The organism is Pseudomonas sp. PGPR40 (genome assembly GCF_022014505.1).
Taxonomy (GTDB): Bacteria; Pseudomonadota; Gammaproteobacteria; order Pseudomonadales; family Pseudomonadaceae; genus Aquipseudomonas.
This window is the reverse complement of the sequence record NZ_JAKLSP010000019.1, coordinates 83,570-102,261: the sequence shown is the minus strand read 5'-3', so window position 1 is coordinate 102,261 and position 18,692 is coordinate 83,570. Positions and strand designations below refer to the sequence as shown.

Genomic DNA, 18,692 nt, shown 5'->3' with positions numbered 1-18,692 from the left:
AGTTGTCACAGCGCAATTCCCTGATAAATTGCGCCCATAAAAAAACGCCCAGCTTCGCGAGGAAACTGGGCGTTCTTTTTGAACGTGAAAGCGAATTAACGCTTCGAGTACTGCGGACGCTTACGCGCTTTACGCAGACCGACTTTCTTACGTTCAACTTCACGTGCATCGCGGGTTACGAAGCCGGCTTTACGCAGAGCGCTGCGCAGAGTTTCGTCGTAGTCCATCAGAGCGCGAGTGATACCGTGGCGGATTGCGCCAGCTTGACCACTTACACCACCGCCGATCACGGTGACGTAGATGTCGAACTTCTCGACAGTCTCAGTCAATTCCAGCGGCTGACGAACTACCATGCGGGCAGTTTCGCGGCCGAAGAAATTATCCAGCGAACGATTGTTGATGGAGATGTTACCAGTGCCCGGACGCAGGAAAACGCGTGCGGTTGCGGTCTTGCGACGGCCAGTGCCGTAATTTTGAGTCGCCGACATAATGAACTATTCCGTTAAAACTTCAGTTCTTGGGGCTGCTGAGCAGTATGAGGGTGTACAGCGCCCGCATAGACTTTCAGCTTACGATACATGTCGCGACCCAGCGGGTTCTTAGGCAGCATGCCCTTGACCGCGGTCTCGATCACGCGCTCAGGGGCTTTAGCGATCAGCTTTTCGAAGTTGATCGACTTGATGCCGCCCGGGAAACCGGAGTGGGAGTAGTAGATTTTGTCGGTGGTTTTAGCACCGGTTACACGAATCTGCTCGGCATTGATAACGACGATGTAATCGCCGGTGTCAACGTGAGGAGTGTACTCAGCTTTATGCTTGCCACGCAGACGGCTCGCGATTTCGGTGGCCAGACGACCCAGGGTCTGACCTGCAGCGTCGACGACAAACCAGTCGCGCTGTACTGTTTCCGGTTTAGCAGTAAAAGTTTTCATTCTTTATAGCCTCAGGGGCCGCCCTGTAAATTAGACGGCGGATCTTACTGAATAGTGCGTACTTTGACAAGTCAAAGGCAGCCGGATACAGACGCTTTCGGGGGCTCGGGTCGGCGCGTCCGTTCAACGGCAAGATTCTTCGGCGGCGGCGCATCACTTCCACTGCAGAAAGAGGTGCGCAATTATGCAGATTGCGAAAAATATTTCAACCTGCTTTTATGATTGTTTTGCCCAAGGAGCACTCGATGGACTATCGCCAGCTAGGCCGTACCGATCTGAACGTGAGTGCAATCTGCCTCGGCACCATGACCTGGGGTGAGCAAAACAGCGAGGCTGAAGCCTTCGCGCAGATCGAACGAGCCAAGCGCGCCGGGATCAATTTCATCGACACCGCCGAAATGTACCCGGTGCCACCCAAGGCCGAAACCTACGCCACCACCGAGCGTTACATCGGTAATTACTTCAAAAGTCGCGGCGATCGCGCCGACTGGATCCTGGCGAGCAAGATCGCCGGCCCCGGCAACACCATCGACTACATCCGCGACAACAACCTCAAGCACAACCGCGAGCACATCGTCCAGGCCGTGGATGCGAGCCTCAAGCGCTTGCAGACCGACTACATCGACCTCTATCAGTTGCACTGGCCGGAACGCAGCACCAATTTCTTCGGACAACTGGGCTACAAGCACACGAGCGAAGTCAACCTCACGCCGCTGGAAGACACCCTCGAAGCACTGAACGAGCAGGTCAAGGCCGGCAAGATCCGCCACATTGGCCTCTCCAACGAAACCCCGTGGGGCACCATGCGTTTCCTCGCCCTCGCCGAAGCCCGTGGCTGGCCGCGCGCCGTATCGATCCAGAACCCCTACAACCTGCTCAATCGCAGCTTCGAAGTCGGCCTGGCGGAAATCGCCATCCGTGAACAGTGCGGGCTGCTCGCCTATTCACCACTGGCGTTCGGTTTCCTGTCGGGCAAATATGAAGGGGGCGCACGTCCGCCTAAAGGTCGACTGAGCCTCTACAGCCGCTTCAGCCGCTATTTCAATCCGCAATCGGAAGCCGCGTGCAGCCGTTATGTGGCACTGGCCCGTGAACATGGCCTGGATCCGGCGCAGATGGCACTGGCATTTGTCACACAGCAACCGTTCGTCACCAGCAACATCATTGGTGCCACAACGCTTGAGCAGCTTGAAAGCAATTTAGCGAGCTTCGAGCTGAAACTTTCCGATGAAGTGCTGGCAGGGATTGAGGCGATTCACCAGGATCATCCAAATCCTGCACCGTAACTCAAGACAATGATCGTTCCCACGCTCTGCGTGGGGATGCATCCCGTGACGCTCTGCGTCACTTCCAAAGCGGACGCAGAGCGTCCATGGCGGCATTCCCACGCAGAGCGTGGGAACGATCACGCTGCATTACAGCGACCGCGCAATAATCTCCTTCATGATCTCATTGGTCCCGGCATAAATCCGCTGCACCCGCGCATCCGCCCACGCCCGGGCGATCGGGTATTCCCACATGAATCCGTAACCGCCATGCAATTGCACGCATTCATCAAGCACCTTGCATTGCAGGTCGGTGCCCCAGTACTTGGCCATCGCCGCTGTCGGCACGTCAAGTTTGCCTTGCAGATGCAGTTCCAGGCAGCGATCGACGAAAACCCGGCCGATCTGGATTTCGGTCGCCATTTCAGCGAGTTTGAAGCGGGTGTTCTGGAAGTCGGCGATGGCCTTGCCGAAAGCCTTGCGTTCACGGGTGTAATCCAGCGTCCATTGCAACGCCGCTTCGGCTGACGCCAAGCCGCCGACTGCGACCGTCAGACGCTCCTGCGGCAATTCCTGCATCAAATAAGCGAAGCCCATCCCGGCCTGGCCCAGCAGGTTTTCCTTCGGCACCCGAACGTCCTGGAAAAACAGCTCCGAGGTGTCCTGAGCCTTCATGCCGACCTTTTCCAGACGCTTGCCCTTGGCGAAGCCAGGCGTATTGGCCTCCACCAGAAACAGACTGGTGCCCTTCGCCCCAGCCTTCGGATCGGTCTTGGCCACGACGATCACCAGGTCAGCCAGAAAGCCATTGGTGATGAAGGTCTTCGAACCATTGATCACGTATTCGTCGCCCTCCAGCATGGCAGTGGTTTTCACCCCTTGCAGGTCGGAACCGGCACCCGGCTCGGTCATGGCAATCGCGGTCACCATCTCGCCAGACACCAGCTTCGGCAGGTATTTGAGTTTCAGCGCTTCACTGCCGTAATGCAGGATGTAAGGCGCCACAATGTCCGAATGAAGAGAAAAACCGATCCCGGTCAGACCCAGGCGAGCGACCTCTTCGATCACCACCGCGCTGTAGAGAAAATCCGCCTCCAGCCCGCCGTATGCTTGCGGCAGATGCGAACAGAGCATCCCCGCCTCCCCCGCCTTGTTCCAGAGTTGGCGGTCGATATAGCCTTGTTTTTCCCATTGCCCATGGAACGGCACGGCCTCTTTTTCGAGGAACGTTCGCACGCTGTCGCGGAAAAGTTCGTGCTCGGAGCTGAACAAGGTTCTGGGGATCATGCGGCACCTGTCGTTATCGTTAGACGGAATTGACCTTCAGAGACTAAGCCTCGCTTCCGATACAGGACACTGGACACATCCGACAAAAAATAAGACGATCCAGCCGTCTGGTGACCACTTTCCCCTATAAGAATAAAGTTGAATTATGTCTAACCAAGCCTCCACGCCCTTGCGGCGCGTCAGCATCCTGGCTATCGACCGGGTTTTCGCTTCCACCCTCATGCAAGCCAAGGATTTCTTCCATCTGGCCAGCCTGCGCTACGGCAAACAACTGGGCCACGGCCTGACACCGGCGTTTGAAACCCGGCTGGTCAGCCCCGATGGCAAACCGGTAAACAGCTTCAGCGACGTGATCATGCCGGTGGACGGCGGTCTGGAAAATGCCGACGTCATTATTCTTCCCGCCTTCTGGGACGATTTCGACACCCTCTGCAAACGTTATCCACAGGTGCTGCCGTGGCTGCGTCAGCAGCATGCACGCGGTGCCGTGTTGTGTGGCGAGGCCACCGGCGTGTTCTGGCTGGCCGAGGCCGGGTTGCTCGATGGTAAGGAAGCGACGACCTACTGGCGTTTCTTCAATGCGTTTGCCGAGCGCTTCCCGCGCGTACACCTGAATCAGGACAAACACCTGACCGACGCCGACAACCTGTATTGCGCTGGCGGCACCACCTCGGCCTGCGACCTCTACATTTATTTGATCGAACGTTTTTGCGGCGCCAACGTGGCCCAGGCCGTGGCCCGCGATATTCTCTACGAAGTGCAGCGCAGCTATGCGCCAGGGCGGATCGGTTTCGGCGGACAGAAACTGCATCAGGACGTGATCATCCTGCAGATCCAGCATTGGCTCGAAGAACACTTCGCCGACAAGTTTCGCTTCGAAGACGTGGCCCGCGAACACGGCATGAGCATCCGCAACTTCATGCGCCGCTTTCAGACCGCCACCGGCGACAAGCCGCTGCATTATTTGCAGCGACTGCGCATCGAAACCGCCAAGGGCTTGTTGTCCGGCAGTCGCAAGAGCATCAAGACCATCAGTTATGAGGTCGGCTACGACGATGCAAGTTTCTTCGCCCGGTTGTTCCGTCAACATACCGAGCTCTCGCCGAACCAATACCGGCAGCAGTTCCAGCAAGCGGCCTGAAACTCCGAGTGGGCGCCGCACCACTGTGCGATGCCTGCTTCAACAGCCAACAACTGTAATGTTTAAAAAACCGCGCCCTGCGATTACTTCCCCTACATGAAAAAAGGAATCAAGAGCACCGAATAACTCATCTGTACTCTTGCGTGCTATCCGCCGAAAACTTCAATCTATTTCCCCCGCAAGCCAACTCGCACTTCAGGGAAGATCGCATGAGCACAAAAACAGATGCCACGTCTCTTTCATGCAATGACAAGGACAAAAAAAATCACAACAAATGGGCCGCCCGATTTCCAAATCCGCCTGACTTATGCTTTGACTACCGAACGCTGGTTGAACATGAAAACGGCATAGCAAAGGCAACTAACCCCCACCATAAAATATGTATCATTGGCGCAGGCGTTACGGGCCTGACTGCTGCCAGAGAACTTTATCGCTGCGGTTTTACCAATGTCACACTGATAGAACAATCGACCCGCATTGGCGGCAGGCACCTGACCGTACATGGAACCCATCCGATAAAAGAAAGCCATACACCGTTCGAGATGGGCGCCATGCGTTTACCGTTTTTCAATAGGGCAGGCGAACCACCGAAAGAGGGTCGATCGCTGATGGCGTACTACGCCATGGAATTTGACCTGGCGCTTTCAGACTTCCCCAATCCGGGCAGTCAGTGGGTGTCCTCGACGGGCATTTATCTTCAGGAAGGAAGCCTGGGTGGTCGCCCGGCGCCGCACATGCTGATCTGGACCAATGAAGACGGTTTGACGCCTCCTCCCGATGAGGCGCTGCAAACGGTTTATGCCAAGTGGAAAGCCTTTGCCGCCCGGATGACTCGCCAGGTGGCCGAGGTTTACGCCACACAAGAGTGGGAAGCCCTGTGGGCCGCTATCGTCGAAAGGTACGAGGGGGTGTCGTTTCGCGAACTGGTCGGCATGCCCATCCTGGAAACCCGGGACAAGGGTAAACCGGGGGACTTCGGCGGACTGGGCATGACCACGCACGAATCCCGTCTGTTCTATTCGATAGGCATCGGTGACGGTAGTTGGGGGGCCTTTTATGATGTGTGCTCGCTCTACCCGCTGCGTACCGCCATTTTTGGATTCAGCAGCCACTTACAACTGATTCATGGCCGGGTTGACTCGTCTGGAGAACCGCTTCCCTCGCCTTACTTGCACAGCGACGCGGTGTTTGACACCAAGGACCTGCGTTTCGACAGACCGCGCTACATCGGACTCGCGGCGCTGGCCGAATGCTTGTTGTTCATGAAAATCGACACCACCGGACAGTCTTTTTACGAGCATTGCCTGGAAAGAGGCAGTGGCTTTTTCACCGATTCATCCGTCAGTAAATTGAAGAAGCTGGACGATCAGAAAATACGCGTCCACTACACCTGGAAATTCAGCCAAGGCTGTCAATCGCAGGAACTGTTCGATGATTTTGATGCGGTCATCATGACCCTGCCTTCGTGGCTGATCGAGACATGCATCAAACTTGAAAACTTCAACGAGCACATGCTGCCATTCGAAACGATCAATGCCTATAAAACGGCGCACTGGGAAACCAGTTGCAAAGTATATGCGCCATTAAATAAATCCTTTCTTTCAGGCAACACCAAAATACCCCAAGTCATTGTCACGGACAGTTTCATTCATGACGCCTACAGTTATCGCTATAACGAAAATTATCGTTATGACTGCATACTGCTAAGTTACACATGGGAAGACGACGCAATCAAATTGGCACTTTTTACCGACCGCGAACTGGTGACCAAGTGTGTAGAGGAACTCGATCGAATACTGATGAACTCCGCCAATATCCAGGAGCGGATTTCTCCGTACATCCAAACTGATCACGCTGTGGTTCAACGCTGGATGACGGATAAGAATGCCTTGGGCTGCGCAAAATTATACAGACCCGGCACTTATTACGACGCGGTGAGCCTGATGAAGTACAACCGGGATTTCTCGCCTGTGTCCAGCCTGTATTTTTCCGGCGAGTCGTTTTCGGTCGATGCCGGCTGGACAGAACCGTGCTTTCGCGGCGCCGTGGATGCCATCATTCATATCTGCAATAAAACCGCAGCCGTGTTTAACGGCGGATTCTGCATGAGCGACTACCCGCACTATCGCGTCCGCAGCTGACGCCCTCGCCAATCTTGCAGAACCCATGCACCTCACGCATGGGTTCTGCCTCTCGCCAACGCTCTAGCGCAGTACTTCCAGCCTTTCGAAGGACAGTCGAAGGTACTTCCCTGCGCAATCTTCGGACATGGACTACAGCCCAACCGGAAGCCGCTGACTTACGCCAGATTCGTATTTCAACTCTCATAAACACGCCATTAAACAGCTCGAAAAACAATAACAAGAGGTCATCAGTCATGAGCGAACCAACAAGCGCTGTGCGTGTAGCAGTCGTGCAATTCGATCCACAAGTCGGCCTGGCGAATCGTGACGCCAATCTGCGGCATAGCCTGGAGCTGGCCCTGCAGGCAGTACACGGCGGTGCCAATCTCATCGTCCTGCCCGAGCTTTGCGCTACCGGCTATTTCTTCAGCAGCCGGCAGGATGCCTACGATCATGCCGAGTCGGTACCCGACGGACCGAGCGTGCAAACCTGGATCGATTTCGCGTGTAAAAACAAGGTTTACCTGGTGGCGGGCCTGGCTGAGCGCGACGGCATGCGCCTGTTCAACACCGGCGTGCTGATCGGGCCGGATGGCTTCATCGGCAAGTACCGCAAGGCGCATTTGTGGAACCTGGAGAAGTTGTGGTTCACCCCCGGCGATCTGGGTTTCCCGGTTTTTGACACACCGATAGGCCGCATCGGATTGCTGATCTGCTGGGACATCTGGTTTCCGGAAGTGCCGCGAATCCTCAGCCAGCAAGGTGCGGACATCATTTGCAGCCTGAACAACTGGGTCTGGACGCCTCCACCGCTGTTCGATGACGCCGGCAAGTGCATGGCGTCGTACCTGACGATGACCGCCGCACACGTCAACAATGTGTTTATTGCGGCCGCGAGCCGGATCGGTGAAGAGCGAGGGGCACGCTACCTGGGCTGCTCGCTGATCGCAGGCACCAACGGCTGGCCGATTGGCCAGGTGGCTTCAGCGGACAAGCAGGAAATCCTGTTTGCCGATATCGACCTGACCAGTTCGCGCAGCGCGCCCATCTGGAACAACCTGAACGATCTGCATCGCGATCGCCGAGCCGATCTCTACGATCAGATGCTCGGCTACACCCAGCACCCTTGTCTGCCACGCTGATAGGGGGCTGACTGATGGAAACCAAAAACGAAAAACCGCAAGATCCGCTTGCCGGCAGATCGACGCTGGACATGACGATCATCGGGTTGATGCTCGGCACGACACTATCGATCATCTGGCTTTCATTCACCTACCGCACAGCCTGGTCAGCCCATTGGCCAGACTACAGTCACATGGTATCGAGCCTTCCGGAGCCGAGTGCCTGGTTGCGCTGGGTTCTGGGAGACATCAGCGAGGTTGCGTTCTACAAACACGAGTTCGCTTCGATCGGGCTGTTGGCCGGTGCCTATCTGGCCTACTGGGCGAATCGAACGGGAAAAGCCTGGCAAGGCTTTACCATTTGTTACGGCAGCGGACTATGGCCATGGCTCGTCACCAGCTCGTTGCTTGGCCTCTTGCTGAGCAACCTGCTATGGGGCTGGACGGTCACGGCCACCCGTTGGCAACCCACGTTTGCAGCCTTTGTTTCATTGCCGGCGGCAATGGTGCTGATGTTTGGCGGCGGCTGGAAGGTCACGATCAATGGCGCAATCATGGGCGCCGTGTTCGTCACCCCGATGTGCTTGCTGATCGTCAACTACGTCTGCAATCCCCTCAGCTTGCCAGCCGTGATCGGCAATGTCTCGGGCATGGCAATCGCCAGCGTCGTCGCGTTTCTGCTCTGCCGTTATCTGCCGAGCCTGGTGAAGTCAGACCCACCCGAGAAGCCATCGGAGTCTGTGCCCGCACCCGTCATCAGCAAAACGCCCGACTACGGCGTCATCTGGAGTATGCGCCGGGTGTTGGCCGACTTTTCGGAAGCGCCGTTCTTTGGCAATGAATGGGCCAGCCTCGGCTTGATAGCGGGTGCCTTGCTGGCTTACTCCTTGAACCCGACGAGCCCGGTGTATGGCACGGGCTTGCTGCCCCAACTGATCGCCGCGCAGGCGTTGACCTCCGCATTAGGAGTGATGATCTGGCGTCGGCAATGGATGTTGCGCGGCTGGTATCCCACCTACATTCCGCTGGTGTCCGTCGTGCCGGCGGCCGTTCTGACATACGGCGGCAGTTGGCAGGTCATTGTCCCGAGCGCTCTGCTGGGGGCACTGATTGCACCACCGCTGGCATGCGCGATTGCCAAGCGGCTGCCAGCCGACATGCACGCCTTCATCGCTAATGTGCTGTCCATGGCCATCAGTACGTTGCTGATCGTTCCGTTTATCGGACTCCTGATAGCCAACTGACGAAGGCTGCCATTGAGCTGTATCACGGACTCAACTCCGGATACAGCCACTTCTCATCATAAGCAAGCGAGGTATCACATGGACTTGCCCAAACTGGCCATCGCAGCGCTCGGCGGCACCGTGAGCATGCAAGCCAGGAATGCCAACGAAGGAGTTATTCCGACCGTCAGCGGCGAAACCCTGCTGGCCTCGATACCAGAGCTGACGAATCTGGCATGGGTCACCGTTGACACGCTCGGATTGTTGCCAAGTGCGTCACTGGATTTCGAGTTCCTGCTGAGTGTCCTTTCCTGGGCGAATTTTCAAATCAGGCAAGGTGCGGTAGGTGTGGTCATCACCCTGGGCACGGACACTCTCGAAGAAACCGCCACATTTTTTGACTATTTGTGGGACCACGACGAACCATTGGTCCTGACCGGCGCCATGCGTTCGGCAGCCCAGGCAGGGGCCGATGGTCCGGCGAATCTGCTGGATGCTTGCCTGGTAGCACTGGCTGAAAACAGCCGTCAGCGAGGCGTTCAGGTGGTGGTGAACGGACAGATTCATCAAGCGAGTGTCGTCCGCAAAACCGACTCATTGGCGCTGCAGGCGTTTTCCTCTCCCATCTTTGGTCCTACCGGCATGCTGGTAGAGAAAACCGTCCGCTATCTACGTCAGCCGGCCCAACGAAGAGTCTTACCCTTGCCACAACAGACCACACAGAAGATCGCTCTGCTGGAAGCGTCGCTTTCTGCTGACACCCTGTTATTGGAAAACATCCTCGATCTGGGGTACGACGGGCTGGTGATCGCTGCTTTCGGCGCAGGACACCTCTCAAAGAGTTGGGCTGATGTCGTGGAAAAAATCACAGAAAAAATTCCCGTCATCATCGCGACCCGAACCGGTTCTGGCTCCACCGCACAATCTTCCTACGGCTTTATGGGCAGCGAAATGGACCTGATCCGTAAAGGTGCATCGATGGCTGGATTTCTCTGCCCACGCAAAGCCAGGATACTGCTTTGGCTGCTCGCCGGCTGTCAGTGCCAGGATAAGCTGGCGAACTACCTTAATGAGGACACCCGGTTTCAAAACTGACGTACGAAAAAGGGCCTGCAAGTGCAGGCCCTTTTTTGTTTTCCGAAACGTTCTGTTTATTTTTGAATCGTTCTACGGCTTATGCGCCCGGGACAGAAACTCGTGGGACTGCATTTCCAGCAAACGGCTAAGCGTGCGCTGGAACTCGAAATTCAGGCGACCGCCGGTGTAGAGGTCTTTGAGCTCGACTTCGGCAGAAATGATCAGTTTCACATTGCGGTCGTAGAACTCGTCGACCATGTTGATAAAACGTCGGGCGATGTCGTCGGTGGTGACGCTCATCTGCTCGACATTGCTGAGCAACACAGCGTGGAAGATCTTGCCCAGCTCGATGTAATCGTTCTGGCTGCGTGGGCCATCGCAGAGATCGCGGAACTCGAACCAGGCCACATCATCGCAGGTGCGTACGGCACGGATTTCACGGTTCTCGATCACCAGCACGTCGTTCTCGACCGCTGCCGTGCATTCTGGCGTCAAGGCCCGGAAGCTCTTGCGCAGGCTTTCCTGGGCAGCGTCATCCAGCGGGAAGTGGAACAGTTCCGCTTGCTCGAGGTGACGCAGACGGTAATCGACGCCGCTGTCGACGTTGACGATCTCGGTGTTCTGTTTGATCAGCGCAATGGCTGGCAGGAAACGCGCACGCTGCAAGCCGTCCTTGTACAGACCGTCCGGCACGATGTTCGACGTCGCGACCAGGGTCACGCCGTTTTTGAACAGTTCTTCCATCAGCGTGCCAAGAATCATGGCATCGGTGATGTCGGAGACGAAGAACTCATCGAAACAAATCACTCGCGACTCGTCGGAGAAGCGCTTGGCGATGATGGTCAGCGGGTTTTTCTCGCCGCCCAGGGTCTTCATTTCTTCGTGCACGCGCTTCATGAAGCGGTGGAAGTGAGTGCGAGTCTTTTCCTTGAACGGCAGCGCTTCGAAGAAGGTGTCGACCAGGTAAGTCTTGCCGCGACCAACGCCGCCCCAGAAATACAGACCCTTGACCGGCGTCTGGTCTTTCTTGCCAAACAGTTTGCCGAGCAGGTTCGGTTTGTTCTGCGAGGCCGCAACCAGATCATCGTACAGGCGCTGCAAATGGCGCACGGCAGTTTCCTGGGCGGCGTCATGGAAGAATTCCGGGCGTTTCAGATCAGCTTGATATCGTTCTAGGGGCGTCATAATTCGTTAGCAAGGCAACAAAAACGGGCGGTCACTGTAGCGACGGCCCGTGGGAATGGCAATCGGCCCTTGGTCGGACCGAGCCGTTGATTATTCCTGAACCGGTGTCAGGGCAACGCGCAAAGCACCGATGGCAGCATCGCGAGCAGCGCTGTCGGCGAAGGCCGGACTGTCGGCAATGCACTCGCCTTCCAGCCACACGCTGAAGCTCAGGTCTTCACTGCGCACGTCCAAGGCTTGCCCGGATTGCAGTTGCTTGGTCACTTGACCTGCGGTTTTACCGTCGGCGAAGTGGCGCGACAGCAGCAGTTGTTCGCCATCGGCCGCCAGCAGACGGAAGCGGAAACTGCCGTCGTCTTCACGGAAGCTGACGAAGCGCGCGGCTTTCGCAGCTTTTTTCTTGGTGGTCGCTACGACTTGGGTCTGAGCGACGAAAGAACGCAGGCCGACCGCCTCGCGCAGTTCGTGGAGGAACGGCGTCGCCACCGAGCGAGCCTTCTTGGCGCCGATCTGCAGCATGTCTTCCAGATCCGCCGGGCGTTCAATCAGTTGGTGATAACGCTCGCGGGATTCGCCCAGTTCGCTGTCGAGCAGCTGGAACAGACGATTCTTCGCCTCGCCCCAACCCAGGCCCTGAAGCAGTTCGCTGCGGAATTCGTCGGATTGTGCCGGCGTAGCGAAGGCCTGGAACAAGGTGAACAGATGCGAGTTGTCCGGATCCTTGGCTTCGCCCGGGGCACGGGAGTCGGTGACGATCCGCGAAATCGCGTCTTTCATCTCTTTGGCGCTGCTGAACAACGGAATGGTGTTGTCGTAGCTCTTCGACATCTTGCGACCGTCGAGGCCCGGCAAGGTGGCGACGCTTTCCTCGATCAGCGCTTCAGGCATGGTGAAGAATTCTTTGCCTTGGCCGAACAAGTGGTTAAAGCGCTGGCCGATGTCCCGGGCCATTTCCACATGCTGGATCTGATCGCGACCGACCGGCACCTTGTGGGCGTTGAACATCAGGATGTCCGCGGCCATCAACACCGGGTAGCTGTACAAGCCCATGGTGATGCCAGCGTCCGGGTCTTCGCCGGTTTCGACGTTCTTGTCCACCGAGGCCTTGTAGGCATGGGCACGGTTGAGCAGGCCCTTGGCGGCCACGCAGGTCAGCAGCCAGGTCAGTTCAGGAATTTCCGGGATATCGGACTGGCGATAGAACGTCACACGGTCCACATCCAGGCCACCGGCCAGCCAGGTCGCAGCGATTTCCAGACGCGAGCGCTGGATGCGCAGCGGGTCATCGCATTTGATCAGGGCGTGGTAGTCGGCCAGGAAGTAGAACGAATCGGCATTGCTGTCACGGCTGGCGATGATCGCCGGACGGATGGCGCCGGCGTAGTTGCCCAGGTGCGGCGTGCCAGTGGTGGTGATGCCGGTGAGGATACGGGTACGAGTCGTCATGGGTAATCGCTTGTCAGACTGCAATCAATTCGAAAGACGCGGCAGGATCAGATCCTTGAGATCGGTCAGCTTGCCATGAAAAAAGTGTCCGCATTCTGCCACTTTCAGCAGCTCATGGGGGCGATCGAGCGCGTCGGACCAGTCATAAACCAGCTGCGGATCGATGACTTCGTCGGTTTCCGGCTGGATCAGGGTCAACTCGCCATGCTGCGGCAGTTGATCCTGGTCGCCCAAGCGCATGACGGCGGGCGCGACCATGAACACGTGCTTGAGTTGCTCGCCCTTGGCTTCCAGACGTCCGCCGAGACTGGCGGCAACAAAACCGCCGAAGGAGAAACCAAACAGGGTCAGGGGCAAGTCAGGATATCTGGCTCGCAGCCACTCGGCCGCTGCCTGGGCATCGTCGACTTCGCCAGTGCCCATGTCGTGCGTGCCTTCACTGGCGCCGACACCACGGTAGTTGAAACGTAAGGTAATCAAACCGGCGTCGCGCGCGGTGCGCTGCAAGGTCGAGACGACTTTGTTGAGCATGGTGCCGCCCTGCACCGGATTCGGGTGGCAGATCAGCGCCAGGCCGCGGGGCTGCTCGCTGTCCAAGTTCTTGTTTTCAAGAAGCAAACTCTCTAATTGACCGACCGGGCCATCAATCACTACAGGGGTTTCGCGCATAAGCAAGGAAGGAACTCCGTGACCTCGAATCGGGTCGACTCGTCTAGCCAATTGTCTGTGCCAATTCTATTGCGAGTGAATCGCGGTATACAGCGCAGGTTCGAGCCGTTAACGTAAAGCAAAGCCGTTTATAGAGGAAGGACTCGTGGAACACTCGCTCTTAGTTTGGTTGTTGCCGACTCTTGCCCTGGTTGTGGGTGTCGCCATTGGATTCCTGATTGCTCGCCTGGTGCCGAATGCCGCGCCTAACCGCACGCAACGTCAGCTGGATGACATTCAGGAACGTTTTGACAATTATCAGAACGAAGTGGTCACCCACTTCAACAGCACTGCAACACTGGTCAAGAAACTGACTCAGAGCTATCAGGAAGTGCAGGATCATCTCGCCGAGGGCGCCAACCGTCTGGCCCTGGACGAGCAGACTCGCCAACGCTTGCTGGCTGCCCTGCACGCTGACGCGGCGCAGGCTCCACGGGAACGTCTGACGCCACCGCGCGATCAGGAACCGCCTCGCGACTACGCCCCTAAAATGCCGAACGCGCCAGGCATGCTCGATGAGCATTACGGCCTGAAGAAGTAATCAGGTTTCGCGCGATACAAAAAGCCCTCGGACAAGCGATTATTCGAGGGCTTTTTTGTTTCTTATTCAATATCTCCGGTGCCTGTCAGGGCCACTTCGCGGGCAAGCCCGCTCCCACATTGGATCGCATTTTCCTTGAGTACGCGGTCAAGTGTGGGAGCGGGCTTGCTCGCGAAAGCGTCAGAACAGGCAACAAAAAAGCCCGCCCGATCTGCTGAGAATCGGGCGGGCCTTTTACGCCTGGGGTTCAGTCAGACGGGTTTTAGTATTGCTGAACAGGTTGACCCTGCTGCTGATATTCCTGACCCGGAATCGGCTTCAGGTTGACCTCGACGCGACGGTTCTGTGCCCGGCCATTCACATCACCATTGCTGGCAATCGGGTTATCCGGCCCGGCACCACGCGCCGACAGGTTGGCACCGCTGACACCCTGGGAGGTCAGGTAAGTCGCCACGCTCTGGGCACGACGCTGGGACAGGTCCATGTTGTGCTGACGGCTGCCGGTGCTGTCGGTGTAGCCGACGATCTCGATCTGGTTCTGGTTGAACTCCTTGAGCGAGCCCGCCAGATTGTTCAGCGGCTGGTAGAAGCCCGACGCGATGTTCGCCGAATCGGTGGCAAAGGTGATGTTGCCCGGCATGATCAGCTTGATCTGATCGCCCTGACGCTGCACTTCAACCCCGGTGTTGGCCATGCTGGCCCGCAGTTTTTTCTCCTGCTGGTCGGCGTAGTAACCGTAGCCGGCGGCGGAAGCCCCCACCACGGCGGCGCCAATCAGCGCACCCTTGCCACGGTTATCATGATTGATGGCAGCACCGGCCAGCGCACCGGCCAAGGCGCCGAGGCCACCGTATTTGGCGGTTTTGCTCATGCCCGTGGAACCGCCATCAGCCTGACCCTGATTGTCATAAGGGTTCTGCGATGCGCAACCGGACAATAAAGCCACAGCAGTAGCGACAATAATCAAACGACGCGAGGTGAACATGGAGAGCTCCTACTTTTTTTTGCATTCTGTGGTGCAGCGGACTTAAGCAATGAACCTTTGCGGGCGTTGGATCATGGCCAACGCCAAAAATTCCATCATGCCTTCACAACTGCATCTTAGGCTCGCACAAAGGGGTTACCGCGCATTTCATCGCCCAGACGAGTATCCGGACCATGACCGGTCACCACCGTCGCCTCTTCGTCGAGGGTATACAACCGTTGCTTGATCGAACGCACGAGAGTCGCCTGATCGCCTCCCCACAAATCCGTACGCCCTACCCCGCGCTTGAACAGCGTATCACCGGCAATCAGCAGCTTAGCCTCTGAAAACCAAAAGCTCATGGAACCTGGTGTATGACCCGGCGTGTGCAACGCCACGCCACACCCGCAAGCCAGCTCTTCATCGTCGGCCAACCAGCGATCCGGCGATGGCACGGGTGTGTAAGGCACACCGAACATCTGGCACTGCATCTCCAGATTGTCCCAGAGGAATTGATCTTCTTTATGCAGGTGCAACGTTGCGCCGGTTTTCTCCTTGAGCTGCCCGGAAGCCAGAAAGTGATCGAGGTGCGCATGGGTGTGGATGATGCTGACCACCTTCAGGCCCAAGGCATCGAGACGCGCAAGGATCAGTTCGTGATTGCCGCCCGGGTCGACCACAATGGCTTTTTTGGTGATCGGGTCGCCGATGATTGTGCAGTTGCACTGCAAAGGGCCGACGGGGAAGGTTTCGCGGATGAGGGTGGGTTGCTGGGACATCGGGGCACGCTCGGGAAACAGGAATGGCCAATTTTGGCACAAAATTGCCCTGAGCCATTTACTCCATGTGCATTGTAAAAATGCGTTACCCCAACACCCCCAACTCCTTCGCCCGCGCCACCGCCTGCGTGCGCCGCTCAACCCCCAACTTACTGTTGATATGGCTGGCATGGGTCTTGACCGTGTGCAGCGAGATAAACAACTGATCGCTGATTTCCTGGTTTGAACACCCTTGGGCAATCAGTCGCAGAACAGCCAGTTCACGCGTACTGAGTTGTTCGGCAGCAGGTGATGACTCCACCATCGGCCGGGAGACCAGAGCCGGAAGTTTTTCCGAGAGGCTCTGCGAAACGGCTGTCGGCGCACAGAGTTGAAGTTGCCCGCGCAGCCAGTCCGGGTGTTTGGTCAACAATTGTTCAAACGGTTGCAGGACGCCACCGGTGGCCGCTTCCAAAGCCTGGATCAATGCCTTGCGGGCCTCGGACTCGCGTCCGCTCGCCAACAACAACATGACTTTCTGATTCAGCGCCATCACGCTGAGCATCTGCCGGCCACTGTGCTGACCGTGCTCATGCAGCGTATTCAAGCGCCCTTCGGCGAGCATGGGCTGGCCTTTCATCACGTCCAGAACCGCCTGTTGCAGTTCAATGTGCAGCGGCAGTTGCGGATGGAACTCCGGGGGGGCCGCGGGATGCTCGCCGTTGTAGGTCTGGTCCAGTCGCGCGAGCCAGGCTTCGGCGAGGTCGGTGCGGCCCTGGGCGAGCCAGAGTTCGCATTTGACCAAGGTGATCATCGCCAGGTAGTAAATCGGCGGGACATCCCAGATGTGCATCAGGCGCTCGGCTTCGGCGAGTTCGGCGAAGGCTTTGGCGAACTCGCCGCTGTTGCCGTCCAGACGGGCAATCACGCAGTGGCCGATCAGCACACTGATGTCGCGACAGGCCCGCGCTTCGCCCAAACCAGCGAGCAAACGTACCCGTGCGGCCTGGGGTTGCAAGCGCAGCGCCAGCAAGAACCCCTCGTATAAGGTCAAGCGTGCGCGTACCGCATAAAGCCGTTGCGGGGATAAGCCTTGCAGGCGCTGCACCCCCTGGCGGACTTCGTCCAGTGAACGAAGAATCTCCCCGCGCGCTTGCAGTACGCGGGCGCGATCGTAATGGGCCAGCGCCTCGAACAGCGGATTGCCGACCCGTTGTGCCAGCTCAAGGGACTCACGATTCAACCCCCGTGCGCGCCAGAGGTCGCTATCGGCAATGGCCAGGTTCGACAATGTCGAGAGGCACATCAGGCGTTGCCCATAGCGTTTGGCCGGCAGGCTCTCCAGCGCTTCGGTGCAATAGAGCAACGTCAGCTTGCGATGGCCTCGCCCCCGGGCAATGATGCCGCTCAGGGCCAGCCATTGCGCCAGCATGGATTTTTGCGCAGTGGCCGAAGGGGCCGGCAGGAAGCGGCTCAAGTGACTGGCTAGCTCCTCGGCGGCATCCAGTTGGCAGGCCAGCCCCAACGCCCAGCTGTAGAGCACGATCAGCCGTGGCGTGCTGATCAGCAGGCTGTCGGGCAAGTCCATTTTCCAGCGCAACAACATGCCGACGTTCTGCTCGGCCAGCAGTTGTTCTTCAGAGAGGTTTTGCACCAGATTCGCCGCAACATCCAGATGCCCGGCACGCAACGCCTGCTCCACCGCCTCATCGAGCAACCCTTGGGCGTTGAACCAGCGGCAGGCACGCAGATGCAGGCTGGCCGTCGGCACCATTGCCTGGGCGGTGGGCCGGCTGCGCAGCAGGTCGGAAAACAGGTGGTGATAACGATACCAGTGACCGTGTTCGTCCAGCGGCACCAGAAACACCTGATGCGCCAGCAGGAAACGCAGGATCTCGGCGCTGTCATGGGCTTCGCGCACGGCGTCGCACAATTCACTGCAAAAGCGCTCTTGAGGCGCGGTGTCGTACAGGAATGACTGCACCTCGGCGGGCAGACAATCGATGACTTCTTCGAGCAGGTAATCGCGAATCAGCCCTTCGCCACCGTACAACGATTGGGGCAATGCGCCCTCGCAGCCCGCCTCGGAGGCCGCCAGCAGCCAAAAGCGCAGCCCTGCCACCCAGCCTTCGCTACGCTGGATCAAACTCTCCAGCGCCTCGCCACGCAATGAAATGCTATGTCGATCAAGCAGGATCAGCGCTTCATCATGGGTCAGTCGAAGGTCCTGCTCATGCAACTCGAGCAGTTGTCGCGACAGGCGCAGGCGCGCCAGATGCCAGTCGGGACGTTGCCGGCTGGTGACCATGACCAGCAGACCATCGGGTAAATGATTGAGAAAAAATTGCAGGCAACGATCAAGCACCGGGCCCTGGGCCAGATGATAGTCATCAAGTACCAGCAACAGTGGCGTACCGGGTGACAGGTGCACAGCCAGCTCATCGAGCAAACCGTCCAGCCATTCTTCGAAGGCGAACGGCTGATGACGTTGGCGCATTTTCAACAGCCCCAGCGCCTGGCTGCCCAGTTGCGGAAAATATTCCTGAAGGCCTTCGAGCAGGCGCTCAAGAAAACGCCCGGGATCGCTGTCCCGCGGACTTAACCCCAGCCACAGGCTTTGCCAGTGATCCGGCAACCCCTGACAAAACTCCACTGCCAATGAACTCTTGCCAAACCCGGCCGGCGCACTGACCAGCAACAGCCTGCCACCGAGACCCGCGCTCAGGCGCTCGCACAAACGCGGCCGCAACACATGGCCGTCGGGCAGCGGAGGCCGGAAAAAACGCCCGTCCAATACAGTGACGGCAGCGCTTGCAGGGCCCGGAAGTGGGGACAGATCAGTCATGGCCGGCTCTTGTTTGAAAGGCTGATGGCGGCGTTACAGATGTCCGCAGCCTAGCGGTAAACGAAGAGCTATTGAAG

Annotated in this window: 16 protein-coding genes; 7 read left to right on the top strand and 9 right to left on the bottom strand. The window is 57.7% G+C overall.

Annotated features, from left to right (window positions below; translation table 11 throughout):
- Positions 1–95: 95 nt before the first annotated feature.
- Both rpsI and rplM read right to left on the bottom strand, forming a co-directional pair.
- Complete coding sequence (gene rpsI, locus MEB48_RS17435; RefSeq protein WP_003228056.1) at positions 96–488, bottom strand: 30S ribosomal protein S9; 393 nt, start codon at positions 486–488, stop codon at positions 96–98.
- Between the two features lie 14 nt (positions 489–502).
- The gene (gene rplM, locus MEB48_RS17430; protein WP_007905295.1) at positions 503–931 is read right to left on the bottom strand and encodes a 50S ribosomal protein L13; all 429 of its coding nucleotides are present in this window, start codon (positions 929–931) and stop codon (positions 503–505) included.
- Between the two features lie 245 nt (positions 932–1,176).
- Between rplM and MEB48_RS17425 the strand changes: the two genes are divergently transcribed.
- Positions 1,177–2,217, top strand: coding sequence for an NADP(H)-dependent aldo-keto reductase (locus tag MEB48_RS17425; RefSeq protein ID WP_237885291.1), 1,041 nt, complete (start codon positions 1,177–1,179; stop codon positions 2,215–2,217).
- Positions 2,218–2,346: 129 nt separating this feature from the next.
- On the opposite strand, the gene MEB48_RS17420 is transcribed toward MEB48_RS17425, so the two are convergent.
- Positions 2,347–3,483 carry an acyl-CoA dehydrogenase family protein gene (locus tag MEB48_RS17420; protein WP_237885290.1) on the bottom strand — a complete coding sequence of 379 codons (1,137 nt, stop codon included), beginning with the start codon at positions 3,481–3,483 and terminating at the stop codon, positions 2,347–2,349.
- A gap of 244 nt (positions 3,484–3,727) precedes the next feature.
- Here MEB48_RS17420 and MEB48_RS17415 point away from each other — a divergent pair, with 244 nt between their 5' ends.
- The 5 genes from MEB48_RS17415 to MEB48_RS17395 all read left to right on the top strand — a co-directional run bounded on the left by MEB48_RS17415 (position 3,728) and on the right by MEB48_RS17395 (position 10,186).
- Positions 3,728–4,624: a GlxA family transcriptional regulator gene (locus MEB48_RS17415; protein ID WP_237885324.1), complete on the top strand. Its 897-nt coding sequence runs from the start codon at positions 3,728–3,730 to the stop codon at positions 4,622–4,624.
- A gap of 209 nt (positions 4,625–4,833) precedes the next feature.
- Positions 4,834–6,765 carry a flavin monoamine oxidase family protein gene (locus MEB48_RS17410; RefSeq protein WP_237885289.1) on the top strand — a complete coding sequence of 644 codons (1,932 nt, stop codon included), beginning with the start codon at positions 4,834–4,836 and terminating at the stop codon, positions 6,763–6,765.
- 236 nt (positions 6,766–7,001) lie between these two features.
- Complete coding sequence (locus MEB48_RS17405; protein WP_237885288.1) at positions 7,002–7,889, top strand: nitrilase family protein; 888 nt, start codon at positions 7,002–7,004, stop codon at positions 7,887–7,889.
- A 14-nt stretch (positions 7,890–7,903) separates the two neighbouring features.
- Entirely contained in the window at positions 7,904–9,112 is a 1,209-nt protein-coding gene (locus MEB48_RS17400) for a threonine/serine exporter family protein (RefSeq protein ID WP_237885287.1), read from the top strand.
- A 78-nt stretch (positions 9,113–9,190) separates the two neighbouring features.
- Positions 9,191–10,186 carry an asparaginase gene (locus MEB48_RS17395; RefSeq protein ID WP_237885286.1) on the top strand — a complete coding sequence of 332 codons (996 nt, stop codon included), beginning with the start codon at positions 9,191–9,193 and terminating at the stop codon, positions 10,184–10,186.
- A gap of 72 nt (positions 10,187–10,258) precedes the next feature.
- Here the strand turns inward: MEB48_RS17395 and zapE are convergent, their stop codons facing one another.
- The 3 genes from zapE to MEB48_RS17380 all read right to left on the bottom strand — a co-directional run bounded on the left by zapE (position 10,259) and on the right by MEB48_RS17380 (position 13,468).
- Positions 10,259–11,353, bottom strand: a complete 1,095-nt coding sequence (zapE, locus tag MEB48_RS17390; protein WP_237885285.1) for a cell division protein ZapE — start codon at positions 11,351–11,353, stop codon at positions 10,259–10,261.
- 90 nt (positions 11,354–11,443) lie between these two features.
- Entirely contained in the window at positions 11,444–12,799 is a 1,356-nt protein-coding gene (locus tag MEB48_RS17385; RefSeq protein WP_237885284.1) for a tryptophan--tRNA ligase, read from the bottom strand.
- 24 nt (positions 12,800–12,823) lie between these two features.
- A complete protein-coding gene (locus MEB48_RS17380; protein ID WP_237885283.1) occupies positions 12,824–13,468 on the bottom strand; it encodes an alpha/beta hydrolase in 645 nt (214 codons plus the stop codon).
- A gap of 145 nt (positions 13,469–13,613) precedes the next feature.
- On the opposite strand from MEB48_RS17380, the gene MEB48_RS17375 reads away from it, so the two are divergent.
- Positions 13,614–14,048: a YhcB family protein gene (locus MEB48_RS17375; protein ID WP_030129754.1), complete on the top strand. Its 435-nt coding sequence runs from the start codon at positions 13,614–13,616 to the stop codon at positions 14,046–14,048.
- Between the two features lie 262 nt (positions 14,049–14,310).
- On the opposite strand, the gene MEB48_RS17370 is transcribed toward MEB48_RS17375, so the two are convergent.
- The 3 genes from MEB48_RS17370 to MEB48_RS17360 form a co-directional block, all read right to left on the bottom strand.
- On the bottom strand, positions 14,311–15,033 hold the full coding sequence (locus MEB48_RS17370; RefSeq protein WP_237885282.1) for an OmpA family protein: 723 nt from the start codon (positions 15,031–15,033) through the stop codon (positions 14,311–14,313).
- 116 nt (positions 15,034–15,149) lie between these two features.
- On the bottom strand, positions 15,150–15,791 hold the full coding sequence (locus tag MEB48_RS17365; protein ID WP_123719488.1) for an MBL fold metallo-hydrolase: 642 nt from the start codon (positions 15,789–15,791) through the stop codon (positions 15,150–15,152).
- A gap of 85 nt (positions 15,792–15,876) precedes the next feature.
- Positions 15,877–18,615: a LuxR C-terminal-related transcriptional regulator gene (locus tag MEB48_RS17360; protein ID WP_237885281.1), complete on the bottom strand. Its 2,739-nt coding sequence runs from the start codon at positions 18,613–18,615 to the stop codon at positions 15,877–15,879.
- Positions 18,616–18,692: the final 77 nt, after the last annotated feature.